General features: G+C 59.8%; 26 protein-coding genes. 3 read left to right on the forward strand and 23 right to left on the reverse strand.

What is annotated here, in order from left to right; all coding sequences use genetic code 11:
- Positions 1-185: 185 nt before the first annotated feature.
- The 15 genes from G3O06_RS04875 to G3O06_RS04945 all read right to left on the reverse strand — a co-directional run bounded on the left by G3O06_RS04875 (position 186) and on the right by G3O06_RS04945 (position 9,971).
- Positions 186-374: a hypothetical protein gene (locus tag G3O06_RS04875; RefSeq protein WP_205815219.1), complete on the reverse strand. Its 189-nt coding sequence runs from the start codon at positions 372-374 to the stop codon at positions 186-188.
- A gap of 79 nt (positions 375-453) precedes the next feature.
- Positions 454-828, reverse strand: a complete 375-nt coding sequence (locus tag G3O06_RS04880) for a hypothetical protein (protein ID WP_176000142.1) — start codon at positions 826-828, stop codon at positions 454-456.
- A gap of 332 nt (positions 829-1,160) precedes the next feature.
- On the reverse strand, positions 1,161-1,520 hold the full coding sequence (locus tag G3O06_RS04885; RefSeq protein WP_175026614.1) for a hypothetical protein: 360 nt from the start codon (positions 1,518-1,520) through the stop codon (positions 1,161-1,163).
- A 129-nt stretch (positions 1,521-1,649) separates the two neighbouring features.
- Positions 1,650-2,234, reverse strand: coding sequence for a hypothetical protein (locus G3O06_RS04890; RefSeq protein ID WP_205815220.1), 585 nt, complete (start codon positions 2,232-2,234; stop codon positions 1,650-1,652).
- Between the two features lie 188 nt (positions 2,235-2,422).
- Positions 2,423-3,322 carry a hypothetical protein gene (locus tag G3O06_RS04895; protein WP_205815221.1) on the reverse strand — a complete coding sequence of 300 codons (900 nt, stop codon included), beginning with the start codon at positions 3,320-3,322 and terminating at the stop codon, positions 2,423-2,425.
- A 116-nt stretch (positions 3,323-3,438) separates the two neighbouring features.
- A complete protein-coding gene (locus G3O06_RS04900) occupies positions 3,439-3,687 on the reverse strand; it encodes a hypothetical protein (RefSeq protein ID WP_176000287.1) in 249 nt (82 codons plus the stop codon).
- Positions 3,688-3,857: 170 nt separating this feature from the next.
- Positions 3,858-4,040, reverse strand: a complete 183-nt coding sequence (locus G3O06_RS04905; protein ID WP_205815222.1) for a hypothetical protein — start codon at positions 4,038-4,040, stop codon at positions 3,858-3,860.
- Between the two features lie 86 nt (positions 4,041-4,126).
- Entirely contained in the window at positions 4,127-4,285 is a 159-nt protein-coding gene (locus tag G3O06_RS04910) for a hypothetical protein (protein WP_021158936.1), read from the reverse strand.
- A gap of 198 nt (positions 4,286-4,483) precedes the next feature.
- A complete protein-coding gene (locus G3O06_RS04915) occupies positions 4,484-4,822 on the reverse strand; it encodes a hypothetical protein (RefSeq protein ID WP_176000284.1) in 339 nt (112 codons plus the stop codon).
- Positions 4,823-4,992: 170 nt separating this feature from the next.
- The gene (locus G3O06_RS04920) at positions 4,993-5,277 is read right to left on the reverse strand and encodes an H-NS histone family protein (protein WP_205815223.1); all 285 of its coding nucleotides are present in this window, start codon (positions 5,275-5,277) and stop codon (positions 4,993-4,995) included.
- Positions 5,278-5,477: 200 nt separating this feature from the next.
- Positions 5,478-6,161, reverse strand: coding sequence for a hypothetical protein (locus G3O06_RS04925; protein WP_205815224.1), 684 nt, complete (start codon positions 6,159-6,161; stop codon positions 5,478-5,480).
- A 99-nt stretch (positions 6,162-6,260) separates the two neighbouring features.
- Complete coding sequence (locus tag G3O06_RS04930; protein WP_205815225.1) at positions 6,261-7,517, reverse strand: site-specific DNA-methyltransferase; 1,257 nt, start codon at positions 7,515-7,517, stop codon at positions 6,261-6,263.
- Positions 7,518-8,254: 737 nt separating this feature from the next.
- The gene (locus G3O06_RS04935; RefSeq protein ID WP_205815226.1) at positions 8,255-8,776 is read right to left on the reverse strand and encodes a hypothetical protein; all 522 of its coding nucleotides are present in this window, start codon (positions 8,774-8,776) and stop codon (positions 8,255-8,257) included.
- Positions 8,777-9,157: 381 nt separating this feature from the next.
- Entirely contained in the window at positions 9,158-9,301 is a 144-nt protein-coding gene (locus G3O06_RS04940; protein ID WP_205815227.1) for a hypothetical protein, read from the reverse strand.
- Positions 9,294-9,971, reverse strand: a complete 678-nt coding sequence (locus tag G3O06_RS04945; RefSeq protein ID WP_176000279.1) for a hypothetical protein — start codon at positions 9,969-9,971, stop codon at positions 9,294-9,296. Before G3O06_RS04945 ends, G3O06_RS04940 begins: the two co-directional genes overlap by 8 nt.
- A gap of 110 nt (positions 9,972-10,081) precedes the next feature.
- Here G3O06_RS04945 and G3O06_RS04950 point away from each other — a divergent pair, with 110 nt between their 5' ends.
- Complete coding sequence (locus G3O06_RS04950; protein ID WP_205815228.1) at positions 10,082-10,378, forward strand: hypothetical protein; 297 nt, start codon at positions 10,082-10,084, stop codon at positions 10,376-10,378.
- A gap of 72 nt (positions 10,379-10,450) precedes the next feature.
- Here the strand turns inward: G3O06_RS04950 and G3O06_RS04955 are convergent, their stop codons facing one another.
- The gene (locus G3O06_RS04955) at positions 10,451-10,732 is read right to left on the reverse strand and encodes a hypothetical protein (protein WP_205815229.1); all 282 of its coding nucleotides are present in this window, start codon (positions 10,730-10,732) and stop codon (positions 10,451-10,453) included.
- A gap of 361 nt (positions 10,733-11,093) precedes the next feature.
- Between G3O06_RS04955 and G3O06_RS04960 the strand changes: the two genes are divergently transcribed.
- Positions 11,094-11,531 carry a hypothetical protein gene (locus G3O06_RS04960; RefSeq protein WP_205815230.1) on the forward strand — a complete coding sequence of 146 codons (438 nt, stop codon included), beginning with the start codon at positions 11,094-11,096 and terminating at the stop codon, positions 11,529-11,531.
- Positions 11,532-11,552: 21 nt separating this feature from the next.
- Complete coding sequence (locus tag G3O06_RS04965) at positions 11,553-12,035, forward strand: hypothetical protein (RefSeq protein ID WP_205815231.1); 483 nt, start codon at positions 11,553-11,555, stop codon at positions 12,033-12,035.
- A 13-nt stretch (positions 12,036-12,048) separates the two neighbouring features.
- Here the strand turns inward: G3O06_RS04965 and G3O06_RS04970 are convergent, their stop codons facing one another.
- From G3O06_RS04970 to G3O06_RS04995, 7 genes are all read right to left on the reverse strand, one after another.
- Positions 12,049-12,246, reverse strand: coding sequence for a hypothetical protein (locus tag G3O06_RS04970; protein WP_205815232.1), 198 nt, complete (start codon positions 12,244-12,246; stop codon positions 12,049-12,051).
- Positions 12,247-12,274: 28 nt separating this feature from the next.
- Positions 12,275-12,634 carry a hypothetical protein gene (locus G3O06_RS04975; RefSeq protein ID WP_205815233.1) on the reverse strand — a complete coding sequence of 120 codons (360 nt, stop codon included), beginning with the start codon at positions 12,632-12,634 and terminating at the stop codon, positions 12,275-12,277.
- 52 nt (positions 12,635-12,686) lie between these two features.
- Positions 12,687-12,920: a hypothetical protein gene (locus tag G3O06_RS04980; protein WP_176000272.1), complete on the reverse strand. Its 234-nt coding sequence runs from the start codon at positions 12,918-12,920 to the stop codon at positions 12,687-12,689.
- Between the two features lie 200 nt (positions 12,921-13,120).
- Positions 13,121-14,500 (reverse strand): DNA repair protein RadA, encoded by a 1,380-nt coding sequence (gene radA / locus G3O06_RS04985; protein ID WP_205815234.1) that lies wholly within the window; start codon positions 14,498-14,500, stop codon positions 13,121-13,123.
- A gap of 180 nt (positions 14,501-14,680) precedes the next feature.
- Positions 14,681-15,085 carry a hypothetical protein gene (locus G3O06_RS04990; RefSeq protein ID WP_205815235.1) on the reverse strand — a complete coding sequence of 135 codons (405 nt, stop codon included), beginning with the start codon at positions 15,083-15,085 and terminating at the stop codon, positions 14,681-14,683.
- A 10-nt stretch (positions 15,086-15,095) separates the two neighbouring features.
- A complete protein-coding gene (locus G3O06_RS49925; RefSeq protein ID WP_346779485.1) occupies positions 15,096-15,257 on the reverse strand; it encodes a DUF6726 family protein in 162 nt (53 codons plus the stop codon).
- A gap of 116 nt (positions 15,258-15,373) precedes the next feature.
- On the reverse strand, positions 15,374-15,904 hold the full coding sequence (locus tag G3O06_RS04995; protein ID WP_205815236.1) for a hypothetical protein: 531 nt from the start codon (positions 15,902-15,904) through the stop codon (positions 15,374-15,376).
- Between the last annotated feature and the right edge of the window lies 1 nt (position 15,905).

Below are 15,905 nucleotides of genomic sequence, written 5' to 3' on the forward strand. Positions count from 1 at the left end.
TGCTTCCCCACCAGGGTTGAGTTGTGATTCAGCACCCGTCGCCTTGCGAACGAGCGGCGCTGACTAAATCGAAACTGAGTTTCATCGCTGCGCCGGCAAACGGACGATCTTTCCCGGCTTGTAAGCAACAAACTCGGTCGATGTGTTCCACTGTCCGCCCGGATGCCCGAGGGAATCGGTGAACTTTAGAGCCCTCGCAACTCGCTCGACTTCGGTTCCGTATTGCGACTTGTCGAGGTCAAAATCCGGAACTTCATGCCCAGATCGGCAACACGAGCTTTCATTCCAGCAGTTCGGAACGCCTGCCGTACGTCCACGCTGGTAACGGCGGTCTGAAGACCGGTCGCAGCATTGGAGCAGAGAATAGCGGTCATCTTGTACTCCCTTTTGGAAATCGTGAGGAGCACGCACCCAGCGGGGATGTGCGTCCCCACAGGGTTAAAAAATCGACGGTCAGCTATTGAGCCATTCGTTGTGTGTCTTGACTTTCCACCCGAGTGCCTTGGCCGACTCGACGTAGATTTGGTACTCGTCGTCGTTCGTGCCGCGCCACCCGGCGATTCCGCGTTCCGCCAGCGTGACCTCCGCGCTGCCTTCCCGCGACATGAGCGCAGCCTCGAAGGCGGCCCTGCAACGCCAGGCGATCAGGTACTCCTTGCCGGGCTCGGCGCAGTGGAGCTTGACGACGTTGCCCTCCACGGCGTCCGGCTCGGCACAAAAGGCCATCGTGTGTCCGTTGTAACCTTCCGGAAGAAACACGACACGCGCGGGTCGTGATGCGACGCCCGACAGCGGGGCTTCCTGATGGATAGCAGACTGGATATTCATACGCTACTCCTGGGACGAGCGAGAAGCGCCCACGCGGGAGCAACATCCCGCAGGGGTAAAAAATGGAACGCACCGTTGACGGTGCAGAGAGATCGCGGCCGAGAACACGGCCGGGAATGGCTGGTTTCGGCCCAGCTACCGGGTAAATCAAGTGAAATTATACCCGGAATTTCTCGACAGGAAGCCAGGACGATTCCCGACCGCCGTCGTCAGTCGGAAGGCATTCGCCCGGAGGCAGGTCTTCAGCATGGGAAGAATGTAGAACGGCCCGGAAATCTCCCGCAACGGGATTTCCGGGCCTGTCTGGGACAGCGTGACGCGATCGGGCCGCCTTAGAAGCCCGACGTCTTGCGGTTGTCGGTTTCCTGCGTGAGGGTCAGGAATTTGCCGCGCTTGTCGAAATTCACGACGGTGATGATGTCCTGCCCCGTGGCGGCGCCGACACCGACTAGAGCCAGGGCTCCCAGGTGCGCTTCGCCGTAGTGGAACGTGGCCGTGGAGGTGCCATCCGCGTTCGTGACCGTTTTCATCGGCTGGCCGAGCTTGGCTTCGACGTCGCTCAGCGTGCTCACGCCCTTGACGAAACTGGTGTTGACGCTGGCGTCCGGCTTGACGCCTTGCGTGAAAGAGCAGGCGGCGACGTTCAGCAGAGCGGCGGCGGCAATCGAAGCGACAAGCAGTTTGCGAATCATGTTTTTGTCCTCGTGAGCGGTTTGTATCGACGCGGGTGCGTCGGATGTAAAGTCATCTTATCGGTGGCGAACCCGGATTCAAGTGCCCTTCTTCGCCGGAGGCAGGTGTGTCCTGCGGCGAGCAGCATCTTAACGGTCTCGCCACCCTTCCGCGTCAACCTCCTGGGTCCAAAACGCGAGCTCCGGCCATACCGCAAGCTGGTGACCGGGCCGCAGTGCGCAGAAGCCGGCGTGCGCGAGTCCGTTGATGCCAGCGTAGGAGCGTAGGAACAAGGCCAGTCGGATCGTTTCCCCATCCCCGTCGTACTGGTCGTCCTGGATGATCTCCTCTCTGGAGAAACCGAGGTGCAGTCCCGCCGCGAAGGCCCACGCCGTCGCTTCCGGATCGGAACTCTGAATGACCGCCCTGTAGAGCGGCGTGTCCGGGGGCAGGCCCATCTCCCCCACTTGGCGGAACATTTCACGGCGACCGGCGTACAGGTTGCCGCACATCAGATGTCGAAAGCGCTTGGGGGTGATCGCTAGATGCGCGCCCTCGTGCAACAGAACAGAAATCCGGCACGCCGGATCCACCAGCAGCTCGCCGCGCTCGATGCGCACGCTCTCGGTGAAGCCGGTCGCACCCGGCTCATACCGCGCCGGAATGCCAATTTCGTTGAAGAAGGTGAGTACGCGATCAAGCGTACCCGGCCTGTATTTGGGTCGTTTGTTCATTGGATCGAATATCGGCGCTCGCTGCTTCCAGTAGTCTGCCACACCCTTGTTATATCCACGGGACGCCCCGACGATACCGATAATCTCACCGGTTTCTAGACCTTTCGCGGCTCACCCAAAATGCGATCGCCCGCGCTCAGGGGCGCGGGCGACAGGGTATTGCGATGATCAGCGTGCGCGGCTCGGTGTCAGCCGGCCGGCGCCGCGGTCGCCTCGTGTCTTGGAATGACCTGCTGATCGTCACTCAGCAACCTGTTCGAGACCTGGATCATAGTGCCGACTTCGAGCTTTTTCATCGGCTGGACGAATGGTGCGAGCCCTTGGCTGAGCTCGCCGGCGACCAGCACTCCCCTCAAGCCGTTGAGGAAGTCTCGCCACCAGTGATCGACGTGCGGGCCGAGATCGCGGATACCAGCCATCTCCTTCTTCAGCGCATCGAGACTCTTGATCAGTTGCTCAGCCTTGGCATGCAGTTCTCCCCGGCTATCGTTCAACTCAATGAGCCGGTACAGTTGCCCCGGTCGCACAATGAGTTCGAACTTCTCCACGTACTCCTCGCCGCCCGTAAAGGCATCGAACAATTCTCGATAAGCGGCCAAGTCAGCGGCCAGGCCATTGAGGAGGTAGTCCTGTGTCTCCGGACTCCACTCGGCATAAGGCTTGGATACCGCGAGGAGACGATCGAGGTCGAATCTGGACGTCTCGAAATTTCGGGGCATCGCGCGTGGAATCGCGTTGCTTCCGCCGAACTGCGTCACCTCGGAGAGTCTGATCAGGATTGCCCATACAACTCCTGCGGCGGTCTCAATCTTGCCACAGGTGCTCTCTAGCGCCTGCTCGTGATCATGCACCCGACCACTTTGCTCGCGAAGATCCTTGATTCGCTCCTGCACCTTCTCGTCCATCAGGCTTCTAGCGATGCGTGTTAGACAATCGGACTGCTCCAGCATGGCGAGCTCCGAACTACCGCTGGATATCGCACGAGCTTCCGCCAGCAGGGCACCCGTAACAGCGCCCGGCTCTACTCTCTGCAACAGATCCACCAGCACATACGCTGCGTCGAAATCATACCCACGATCGCTTGCCATGATCCCCTCTCGCCGTATCGGTTCCTGCCACGAAGTTTCCGTCAGCATACCCGAAATGCAAACGCCCGCATCCGGTCGGGACCGGAATGCGGGCGTCTATTTCGTGCTTCGGGGAATCAGTGCGCCAGGCTCGTGGCGAACAACTGGCGCGACACCGACTCGCGCATGGACTTCAGCTTCTGAACGCAGGCCTCGACGAGGTCCTTGTCCTTGGCTTCCTCGGCGTTTTCCTTTACCGTCGAAACGAGGAAGTACTGCCGGGGCGACTTGCTGTCCGTACTGAAACCATAGTCGGCCAGAATCCGGTCGAGACGGTCCATTGCCGATTCGCCGGATACCGCCGCTTCAACTGCGCTTTCTGCCATGACGTTCTCCTTCTGGTGCTTTTCGAAGCACTCACCCCGGACAGAGATGGGTGCCCCGCCCGGGGAAAGGAGCCCGCCACCCTTACGGATTGGCCGGCTCCTGGAAGTCGGCCTTGCGGCCGCGTCAGATACGGCCAACCGGCATCGCTGGCTGGCTGCGAACGGATACATCACGCTGCGTCGAGCACTTGGGCAGCGTCGTCGCACTGCTCCGCCGGCGCGAACGTGATTTCGTAGGGATCGACCGGTTTCTGAGCTGCACGGCCCGCGCGAACGGACGCCTCCCGCTGAGCGCGTTGTCTGGCCAGCTGCTCATCGAGATATGCGATCGCACGTTTCTTCGATTTGCGCATGATGGATTCCTAAAAGAAAGTGACTTTTCGGAGTCCACGGTCCCTCCAGGGGAACATGGACCCCAGGGGGCTGAAGAAGGAGTGGCTTACTCAGCCGTTTCCGCGATTTGCCAGCCGGCGGTGCCGAACTGGGCGTCGAGCTGGTCGCCGGTCAGGCGATCAGCGTTGTCTCGGCAGTCACCATCGGACTTCTGAGGGTGAAAATAGCCGCAGCAACCGCAGTCAATCACTTCGATGAAGGGCATCGTCTACTCCTTGAAAAACGCGAAGCAGACGTCCCGCGCGGGATGAATGCCCCGCGAGGGTGAGCACCGAACGGTGCGAGGAAGGTTACGGCCCAAGATCGGCCGATTTGGCTGGTTTCGGTCCAGCTACCGTGAGAAGCGCCCCCATCATACCAAAAATTTCCTGACAGGAAGCTGTGACTCTGTCGCGGCGGCTGGTCAGTGCTGGAGAATTGCCGCGCCGATCACGAAAACGACACCGGCAACGAAGATCGCGACGCAGACGTACCACTGTCGCTTCAACTTCTTGATCCCGGAAACCTCGTCCAAGACCTTGAAGACCTCGGCAACCTCTTTTGCATTCGCCCGGGACACCCTGTAGTGCGTCTCGCTGACGGGCACGAAAAGGTACGTATCCTCGCCCACAATCGTGCTGCCGGCCGACGTCAGCGCATTGTTCCATGCGCGCGATCGCGGCTTGACCTGTGCCGTCTCGGCCAGCCACTTTTCAATCTCTCTCTTCGAGTACACCCGGTCATCAAGTAGTTCGACCGACATCCACGTCCCCTAATAGCCAGTAACCGCGACCAAGCCGATCATGCCCGCGCAGACCAACGGTACAAAGGCCAGCTTCCACTTCCCGAACCGGAAACACCAAGCGCCGGCGCCAGCCAGCGCCGCAGCCTCAGCACTCTGAGCAATGCTCCACGCGTGCATGACCGTGGCGGTCATGCGATCAGGAAGGCTTCACGATCCTTGCCAGCGATCCATGCCGGCGGCTTGCCCATGCCGCTCCAGGTCTTGTCCGAGTTCGGGTCCTTGTATTTCTGCGTGACGGGGCTCCGTGCCTTGCGCGTCTTCTTGACGACCAGATCGACCGTCGAGATCTCGTATTCTTGCATCAGTTGCCTGATGGTGTTGATCGCGTCGCCACGCTCTTTATTGCGGACTTCTTCGATTTGCTTTTCGAGCGCCGCGTGTTGGGCGAGAAGGTCTTTGTAACGATTAACCATACCAGGTATGTTCCCTATTTAACTCGGCAGTGAACTCTATCACTGGTCCGCGCCGCACATTTTATCGCCAGAACGCGTGGAGACAAGCGATCCTCATAAATGCTTTCCAATTCCATTGAGGAACTTGGACTGCCACAAAAGCAAAACCCGCCGAACGCCCCATGAATCGGGACGTTTGGCGGGCGGGATTACCACTTCAGTTACAGGCGCGATGACTCGCCTTGAGTAACCTGATTCCGGGGAAGCAGGTTTGCGCGGCGGGCCATGTCCTCGATATGACTGTCCCGCATTTTGTCTGCGAGTCGCAGGCCTTCGAGTAACGACTCCACCTCGAACTGCTCAGTGGAAAAATTGTGCTCGACGATCCATTGACTGCTGGACTGTCGAACGATACAGATCCACTGGCGAAACTCGCCGTTGCTCGCGACGGTCAGGCGAAATGCACCGTCCGGCAGCAGTTCGAGGCTGGGGAAAAGCTCCTGAATTGCCGCGAGCATCTCCGGTGCCGCCACGAACAAAGGGCGGATGGCTGCGTATTCGGCCTGGCGTTCGACCAGTTCCGGATCCACGCCGCCGTCTCGGCGATCGTCTCGATCGGTCTCCTTCCAGTCCTCGAGGAACTGGTCGGCCAGACCAAGGAGACGGTCAGCATCAGCCGTCGAGAAGACCGATGCGGTAGGGTTTGCGGAGGTCACCGGGACGGTGCTCGTGCCAACCGACAGATAGTTGATCTCCGCTTGCTGAGCGAGCTCCGCCAGGAAAGCGACATCCTTTTGAGCTGCCGTCGCGCCGGCCGGCGCCTGAAACCCGACATCGATACGAATACCATCGTAGGCGAGGTAACCCTCGAAAGCTTCGATGACTTGGGATTGAGTGTTTTTCATGCGCTACTCCAAGATAAGTGCGAGAAGCGCCCCCTTACGAGAACAGCTTCCCGCAAGGGTAAAAAATTGAGGCACCGTGCGTGGTGCCGACATGCCTGCTTAGCAGGCGAAAAGATCCGCGGCCCGCCGGAAATCACCGATGCCTTGCCGTGTCAGTACTGCATCCGGAAAGCGGTTTGCTCCCCCCAACACGTAGTCAAGCATCAATTCGCTTCCGATCCAGTTCCGGCCAAGCCGCTCAGCCTCTGCTCCAGTCTTGAACGAACCCGAGAACGGGTCGTAGACCGTGTCGCCTTCCATCGTGCACAGCTTGATGAAGTGTTCCGGCACAGCGCCCGGAAACCGCGCCGGATGGACCGGCAAATCCTGCTCACGGCAAGCCTTCATGTAATGACTGTTCGACTCGGTATTCGCCGCGACGATCAGGTTGGGCGGTATCGCCCCGCCGTTGTCGACGTCGAAAGCGCCGGCCGACAGCTCGTGCCCACTGGGTCGTACAGCCCCCTTCTCGCCACCAGCAGCAATGCGCGATCGCATGGACTCGCTGTACGGCACGAGTACCTGCGCATTGTCGGCATACGGCTCGCCGTTCGGTGCGAGCCAGTAGATCTGCTCGAGCGACGGCTTGACGCGGACGCGGCGCACGGTGACCCACTCCGCCGGCGCGGGCATCTTCGACGGGTTGTGCCAGGCGTACCGGGAACACAGCTTCCATCCCATATCGTCCTCGAGCCGGATGATTAACCGTTCCTGATAAGTCGACAACATCGGCTCGCCGCTCTGGAATACGTCTCCAAGGTTGAGCACCACCGAGCCGTCGCCCGCCAGCTTCTGCGGCCACAGTTCAGCAATCCGCATCAACCAGTCGAGATACTCTTCGACAGGCTTATTGCCGTACTGCTTTTCGCGCAGAAGCGGATACGGGGGCGACGTCAGGATCAGTCTGAGAGATCCGTCGTCGATGTGCGCGACGGCCTCCTTCGCTTCGCCGAACAGTGCCACACCTTTGCTCGTCGTGAAGATGGTGATGACGATGCCAGGTGCGGCCTGACGCAGTGCGTCTCGGCCCTTGCCTGTCAGCTCCCATTCGCCACGACCGGACGAGTTGACCAGTCCCATCAAACGAGCGCGCTGCTGCGCCCACCTGACAGATCGCTGGTACACGTTGACATTCCGTCCGGCGAGTAACGTCGTTTCTTGCTGTTCGACTTCCGGCACGCCGCACTTGAGTGCGATCGCGTCGTAAAGGTCGTGGGTGTGCGCCTTGCCGCCTTCGTTCTCGATGCAATCGAGTAACGGCAGGACAATCTGGTCTTGCGAGACCTTGCGGCGTGGCCGCGGTCGAGGATGATTCATGGTCTGCTCCGGGAAACGCGAAGCAGACAACCCTGCAGGGCTGTGTGCCCCGCTAGGGTTCATGATTCGGCACCAGCTAGGGATGCCATGATTACAGCCGCAGAAGGGCCAAAGGCTGGATACGGACCAGCTACCGTGGGAAATCGGATTGATTGTACACGATAACTTCTTGACGGGAATTCTCCGATCGGCGCACTGATTTGGCGCCAATCCCGGGTGATTGAGTTACCGGGCCGGCGCCATTTCCGGAACCCGCTCGAGGTCGCGGACGTTCATGAATTCCTTGAGACGCTGACGTCTCTGCCGCGGCCGCAGGTCGAAGTCCACATAAACGTGATCTTCAAAGGGGCGGCTGCACAGGGTATTGACTGTCCCAGTCCACCCGGCCCGTCGGGCCTGCTCCGACTGCGGGAAGTATCTGGTTTTCACGTCTTCAGAGACGCGCACCCGATCGCCGGGTGCAAACGGATGGACTTTGGCTTGGCTGTTGGTAGCAGGTAAATCTCGGTCGACGTCACTTGCACTATGCGCACTACCACCCAAAACGGCTCTTGCATCATTTCCGCTCATCATTTTCCCCAGGAATGCTTGTTCCCGTCAGGCTAACAAGGCGGTTCACGAAAGCAAGTCCCATGGTATGCAGTGGTGGCGAGTCGCCCCTATTCGAATCTGCCATGCGCTTCCAGTCTTGTTCCCCCGGAAATTTATCTTGGGAGCCCGCTTCAGGGAGCGGGAGGCTACTTGCTACGAAGTGGTCCCATCCTTTCCCGGAGAAGGGAAACTGCCCGCATCGCATCAGTTTCCTGCAGCGCAATGAAGCGACCGAACACGCCTTTGACCACCTGCACGCCGTCGTAGACCTTCATACTGTCGCGGTACACGAACGCGTCGTCCTCGCGGACGTGCCCATTGCGCAGAAGATGATCCACCACGGCGAGAATGTCGTTCGTGACGCTACACCCGCCCTCGTCCCGATCGATTACGACCACGACCTGGTCGACGCGCTCGATATCGATGTTGGATCGCAGGGGAATGGCCTTCCCGGTGCGTTGAACGAATTTCCCTTTGCTGGCCATGGCGATGACTGTTGCCGCTGTAGCCGAGATGCTCGAAATCGCTCCGGGCGAGAACACGGTCATTCGGCCGTAGACGTCATGAACTTCCAGTTTCATGCCGGAATCGATATCGACGACATCGGCGCAGCCATGCTTGCGAAGCAGATCCTCCAGCTCGTCCAGGCCGAACACTACGTCGAACATCCCTTGCCGCCGGCGTCTTATCTCGATCACATTCCCTCCCCTTCCATTCGAATCCCACGATTGAGCCATTATCCAGACCGCGCCCTCGTTTTCAATGGGCGGCAGCGAGGAATTCACACCCTGTTAACGGAGCCCCCCCCTGCACAGCTTTAGAGCTGCCAGGGTCATCAGGTACGTCCCGCTAAGGATCTGCCGACGTGAAGCTCCGAAATTCAGCACCGGCGTACCCGACAAATGGAAAAGGCCCGTGGCGCCCCCAAAACGGGGTCGCCACGGGCCGTATGATCGACACTTCAATCGATGTGTCGAGACAGGCGGCAGGAGATGCCCGAGGGAATCACCTGCCCTACGCTGGTCGTAACCTGAAAAGACCGCGGGCGCCTAGCTGTCGAGCCAGTCGTCGTAGCTCTTGACCTTCCAGCCCAGCGCAATTGCGTTGGCAACGTAGATCTGATACTCGTCGTCGTTGGCACCTCGGGCTGCTGTTTGCCAGTCCGCTGGAGGCGTGAGCTTCGGATCAGCCATACGTCACCTCCAACTGCTCGAGGGAGGCTTTGACCACCCCCGTGAAATCGCGGGGACCGCCGTTCACGGGGATGGCCTTCAGAACGGCGTCAAGCTGCTCGCCGTTGTCGCTCTCGATCATTTCGATGATTGCCGTGGCAACATCGCCGCGCACCCACCCAGCCGCATAGCGGGGTGCCGTGAAGTACACGACCCTCGAACACACCGCGAAGCAGAAACTGCCCACACGACGTGTCGTGAGCGGGTTCGCATCCGCGAAGATCATCGCGTCAAGCTTTGCCTTGCGACGCTTGTCTTCGTCTCCGGTTGGGTACGGAAACTGAATCATCGCGCAGGCCTGCACGAGCACGTAGCGTGAGAGAGCGTCGAGCGTCCCCTCGTAAAGCCATGGATCGTGCTGGCACAGACTCCAGCCGCGATGCTTAGAAATCGCCAGCAGTTCCATCCCCCTCCGCTCGTGCGGGTTGAGATCGAAAATCTGCGGATATTCCTGCTCGCGGATCTTGGAAGGATCCGGGGTCCACTCGAGCGCGACGTTCACGATTGCATCTTTCGTGACCTCGCGCAGCTTGTAATCCCCGATCTCGTTCCTGGCCGCATAGCTGATTGCAGCCGATGCGGACAGAAAGTGCTTGATCGCACTGCCGTTTCGATACTGGATACCGTCCATGGTGACTGCTCCTTGAATTCAGCGGAATTAGCCCTCGCGGGCGTGCTCCGCAGGGATCATATGAACAGTCACTTGGACGACTTACGGATCTGCCTGCCGGCCGGTCCGAAATGAGCGTCGAAATGGTCACCGGTCAGGCGTTCGATGTTGTGACGGCAATCCCCGTTGGATACCTCACGGTGGGAATGGCCGCAGCGATCGCATTGCACAACGTACATGAAAGGCATGGTCTGCTCCTTGATGGCAGCGAAGCAGACGCCCCTCCGGGACGAAAGCCCCGCGAGGGTAAAACACCAGAGTGGTGTGGAAGGATGACGGCGATACAGCTGCCGTACTGGCTGGGTTTGGGTCCAGCTACCGTTGAAAACGCCTTAAATATAGGCGAAAAACTTCCTGTCAGGAAATAAATTGCATTGCCGATCCGCGATCACCTTGCGACGTGGACGTCAGATATCACACGCCCGCTGGTGAATCGGAAATTAGGAGATCCGGCGAGCACCCGCCAATCCGTAGAATCCACCGCCACCGACGATCTCAGCGACCATGTGGGCCAGGACGCCCAAATGAGGACCGCTGGGGTAGTCGCAATACCATTCGCCCAGCAGACAAAAGGAAACGGGCTCGCGAGGGCGCTGAAAATCGGCCATCAGATAATCGCCAGGCGGGGGACCGGAAAACACGCCGCCGGTGACCTCGATCCTGTCGAATTTGTAGGGGAACGCCCCCTTGACGTAGTCGGTTGCAGTTTTTGCGTCGTACATGAGTTGCTGCTCCTGGGAATTACGAAGCAGACGCCCAGCAGGACAGAATGCCCCGTATGGGTTGGGGTGAGTGACGCCGTGATGACGTCGGAAGGTCATGGCCAGCGGCCGATTTGGCTGGTTGCGGCCCAGCTGCCGATAGGTCGAATCACGATCGATTATACAGATTCTTCCTGGTGGGAAGCATCTCTTGCGTTCTCATCAGGAAGTATCGGACACTAAGAATAAGCACTACCCTTCTAGGACGTCAGGTTGACTTGGAATAGGACTACATGCAATGGCCCTAAATAATCGGCATCTGCTGCCGTAATTTACGGGCACATCCCGCGCGATCGCGCTCGCCGGCTGCATTGGAGAATGAATGCTGAATCAACTACTTTCCGGAAACATCCCGCTGTCTGAACCAAACCAGGTAACGCTTTCCCCGCTGGCTGCTCTGGCTCGCATATTGGTTCTGCATGGATTCCCGGCGAGTTCTCCTGCAGGTGGTACACCTGAAGTCGAACCGGCGCCAGTGCAGGACGAGCCTGCCATACCCGACTTCGCGTACTTATTCCACGAGGAAAGGTCGATGATGCCGGCAACCTCGGAGCTCGTGCTGTTCCTGCCTCAGAATGAGACCTGCCCGCATCCCGTCCGGGTGGTTGAGCGAAGCGCCTGCAAGGTGAAATGGTATGCGATCGAGACGTGGCACGAGAACGTACATCGGTGGATCGATCGAGACACTGCGCCGAAAATGGATGCCGCTGTAGACAAGGCGCGTGAGATGCCGTGGCTCGCCACCGTAGAGAGCGAGTAACGCAGCCACACACATTCAGCCATGAAAAAACGATTCGAATGCGGCCATTCCGGCTTGGGGAAGTTCTGCCATCGATGCGCAAACGAGGCACGTCCTGCACTGATGGCGGCAAAGGCCGCTGAGGCACGCCGGGTCCGTCACGCCGAAGCAGTGGCCATGGCGGCGGCCGAAGTCGCTGCACGGCGTGCTGTGATCGCGGATGAATCTCGCCGCGCCGCGGAGAAAGCTGCTGCGCACCGCTCAAAACTCGTCGCGGCCGCCGCGAACGCGCCGATCGATCTGAGCGCAGCAATGCATCTGCCGGCCGTTCTCGAGCGTGCGTTGGAGGTTCTAGGCAGACTCAAGCAGGGAGCACACCCCCTTACTCTTGGCGGGAAGATGCTGACTTCCCGACGCGGCGATTTTTCGATCCCGCTGGGTTTGCGATACCGCCTGCTGGTCGACGCGGCATCTCTCAAGCCTCTGAAGTTCCTCTCGCACGAAAACTACAACCTGCTGGTCTAACCGGGCAGGCAGATTACTTCTTCCTCGCGCGAAGCGTATATCCTCGTGCCGCCCGGATGCACAGGACGAACGCGACTGCGCCGGCGATCGGCAATTGAGGGGAGCACTTCGGTTCGAGCCTCATGACGATGGGGATGCTGACGGCGATGATGACCGCCAGGCCGAGAGAGAGCCAACGCTGTCGGTTATACAGGGCGAGAGACTTGATCATGGCGCTGGTCACCGGATTTTCCCCTCGATCACGTCCACTGGCGATCATTTAGCAGCGAGGCGAACGTTCGCAACTCCGCGTCGATCCTTCGCCTGGCGATCGGTAGGTAATGCCAGCCCGGAATCGTCGGCGCTTCGATGAGCCACTGTAGCTGGCCATTATCCCGGAAGTTTGCCGTCATGTTCCACCAGTAATTCAGCGCGCCGCCGGCATGCCCATCCCCGATCATTCGGTGGATCTGCAGCGCGATCGTCTCCGGCGCCTCGAACACGACATAGGGGCGGGAAGGTCGTGAAGCATGGCCCTCGCATGACCAGAGCGTGCGGACGTCCGCGATGGCATTCAGCGCATCGCATACGGGGCGAATTTTCGGTTCGATCAGGTCCATGCGTCAATGTAGCGCCGCTTCGCAAAATACTCGAGCCAGGAAATCACCATAGCTAACCGCGCTCGCACGCCGGTTGGTACTTGCGATCCAGCCATCGCTCCAGAACCGCGCCAATGACGATCGCGGCGATCGCAGCCGGAATCCCTACCTTCCACGAGAGGGCATGATCTTGGCATGCCACCAAAATCATCGGCGCAACGACCCAGCCCAGCAAACCGACCAACAGCGTCCAACCAGGCACGTGGCCGTCGCTTCCCTTCCTTTTCAACCCTACGACTCCTTTCATGCTTTGCATCCCCGCCACATTCATCCGTTTATCGGCCTACAACGGCCAAGCTTGACCCGCGATTCGAAATACTGGAGGCGTCCGTTCAAGAAATCAACTCCGATTTCGGCTTGCCGAGCTATGCCCAGTGCGGTTCAGCCGTTGATCTTTCAACTTATTTCCGGAAAGCATTCAAGATAGTACCGAATCCATCTACCCCACTATTCCAGCCCCTTGACCTTGTCGATCGCCTCCTCAATCCGGTCGACCGCGACCACCGTAAGCCCATCAATGGGTTGTTTCGGGGCGTTCGCCTTGGGGATCAGCGCCACCGAGAAACCGAGTTTCGCAGCCTCCTTCAGGCGTTCCTGTCCGCGTGGTGACGGACGGATTTCGCCCGCCAGGCCGACCTCTCCAAAGGCGATCAGCCCCTTCGGCATCGCCTTGTTTCGCATGGACGAGTGGATCGAGAGCAGCACGGCAAGATCCGCGGCCGGCTCGGTGATCCTCACTCCACCAACAGCATTGAGAAACACGTCTTGATCGAAGCATGCGACGCCCGCGTGCCGGTGTAGCACCGCCAGCAGCATCGCGAGCCGGTTCTGCTCGAGGCCGACAGCGAGGCGCCGCGGATTTGGGGAGTGAGTGCCATCGACCAGCGCCTGAATTTCCACGAGAAGCGGCCTCGTTCCCTCCTGCGTGACCATCACGCAGGAACCCGGAACCGTCTGATCGTGACGAGACAGAAACAGCGCCGACGGGTTCGCCACGCCTCGCAATCCCTTTTCCGTCATGGCGAACACGCCGAGCTCGTTCACTGCGCCGAAGCGGTTCTTGAACGCCCGGACGAGCCGGAAAGACGAATGGGTATCGCCTTCGAAATACAGCACCGTATCAACAATGTGTTCGAGCACGCGCGGGCCCGCCAGGTTGCCCTCTTTCGTCACGTGGCCAACCATGATGATCGCGGTACCGGACTGTTTGGCGATCCGCGTGAGCTGCGCCGCACACTCACGAACCTGGGCCACCGACCCCGGTGCGGAGGTCAGCGCCTCTGAATAGATCGTCTGGATCGAATCGATCACTGCCACGTCGGGCTTTTCAGCCTCGATTGTCGCCTGGATTCGCTCCAGTTGGATTTCGGCGAGTAACTGAAGGTCACTGGCCTTCGAATCGTCCTCGAGCAGCGACAAGCGCTGAGCGCGGAGGGCAATTTGCGCTGCCGATTCTTCACCGCTCACGTAGAGCGTCTTGCGCTCGCCAGCGATCGCGCCGAGGGACTGCAGCAGAAGGGTCGATTTCCCGATGCCCGGATCGCCGCCAATCAGGACCACGCCGCCAGCGACCAAACCGCCACCGAGGACGCGGTCAAATTCGCCGACGCCAGTCGAGAATCGCGGCACGTCAGCCGCTTCGATGTCCGCCAGCTTTTGGACCGGGGCGCTCTTTGCGAGGGACTGGAAGCGGTGCGATCCAGATCCGGTGTCGGCAGCAGTTTCGACCAGCGTGTTCCACGTGCTACACCCGGGACACTGGCCTTGCCACTTTGGCGCGGTTGCCCCGCACTCGGTACAGCTATAGACGGTCTTTGCTTTTGCCACGATGGTTCCTGTCAGGATTGAACCGGGAACAGCCTGAAAGGCGGTGCCTCGATTGGTTGGAACCATGCTGGCAGACAGAAGCCGGATTTCAAGGGCACTCAGGTACCGTTCTATGGGGTAGCGTCAGCCCCCACAGCTTCCGATACCGGTCGCTGAAATGCTCGCCGGCAACCCGTGTCGTTACTTGCCAGTGCCGAACGCGGCGCGCTTTCGCATTCGCCCCACCGCCGCGCGATACGCATCCTCGTATTCTTCGAAATGGAGCCACATATCGTCGTCGCCCCGCTTTCGGCCCACCCCATTCGCTCGCGTCATCCATGAGTCCGTCTTGCGGTCATAGACTGCGTGGAATGCGTTGAATGCGCCGCCAGTTCCCTCCAAGATTCGGCCGACAACGTAGATGGCTTCAACTTTCGGCTGTCCTTTCCGGAAAGCTGGAACAAGATCCTCGGCCTGAACCTCCAGCCCACCGTCATACATGAGCGAGACGGAAATCCCGGTCGTGACGCTCGCGAGTTGAGCATCCCGTGCACGCTGCGTGAAACAGAAGCTCAGGTCGAGCGCGCGGAAGATACGCCGGATCATGGGGCAGTCCTCAATCGATTGCGGCCGCGCAAGCGTTGCTCGGGGCGGCCAGAACGTGCCCGACCAGTGGGATCATATCGAGGCCGGCTGACGCGATTCGACACGGTGCCGCGGCAACACCACAACCGGAGAGTGCGGCAAAGATCGGGGCCAACAGCAATACTCGTTTCATCAGCGATTTCCTGCTCAGATGTTCGTGGTCCGCATCGGCGGGCCTGATTTGCTACCGGCTTCCTGACCGGCTACCCGGTGCATTTAGTTGGGCCGGATTACCATCCGGTCCAGGGGTTAGAGGCGTTTCCGATTGAATGCCAGTCGAGCGGCGGTGTCCTGGCTGAGCGTTTCGGTCTGGCCGGATCGTCTGCGGATCTCCTGGCGTTCCCATTCGACCCATTGGAGAATGTCGTCCGAGTTCAGCGAGCCGCTCTCGGCTTCACCCTGAATCAAGCGGAAGCCATCGGCGTCGACCGGCACGTACTCCGCGAGCAACCCATATACCTTTCCGGTATAAGTCTTGTACGGGGACCGTCGATACGCGACCACGCCCGCCAGAATGGCGGCCGCCGCGCTGATGAGGATGCCCACGTCGCCACTGACGTGCCACCGGGTGTGATCCAAGCTCGCCTCGAGGGCGTTCACCAGCACGGCGTACAGACCAGCTGCAAAAAGAGCCGTATAGCCCGCCGGGCCAAGCTTGATCGGATGCGATGCCAACTGCCGAGAGAGCCGAATCGTCGATTCGATCTTCGCGAGTTGCCGAAGACGGTCCTGATCCGTCTTCCGGCCGTCGGGTATGGCTTTCGGGAGGGAATTAGTCATC

Source organism: Burkholderia sp. Ac-20345 (genome assembly GCF_017104825.1).
In the GTDB taxonomy this organism is placed as follows: Bacteria; Pseudomonadota; Gammaproteobacteria; order Burkholderiales; family Burkholderiaceae; genus Burkholderia; species Burkholderia lata_B.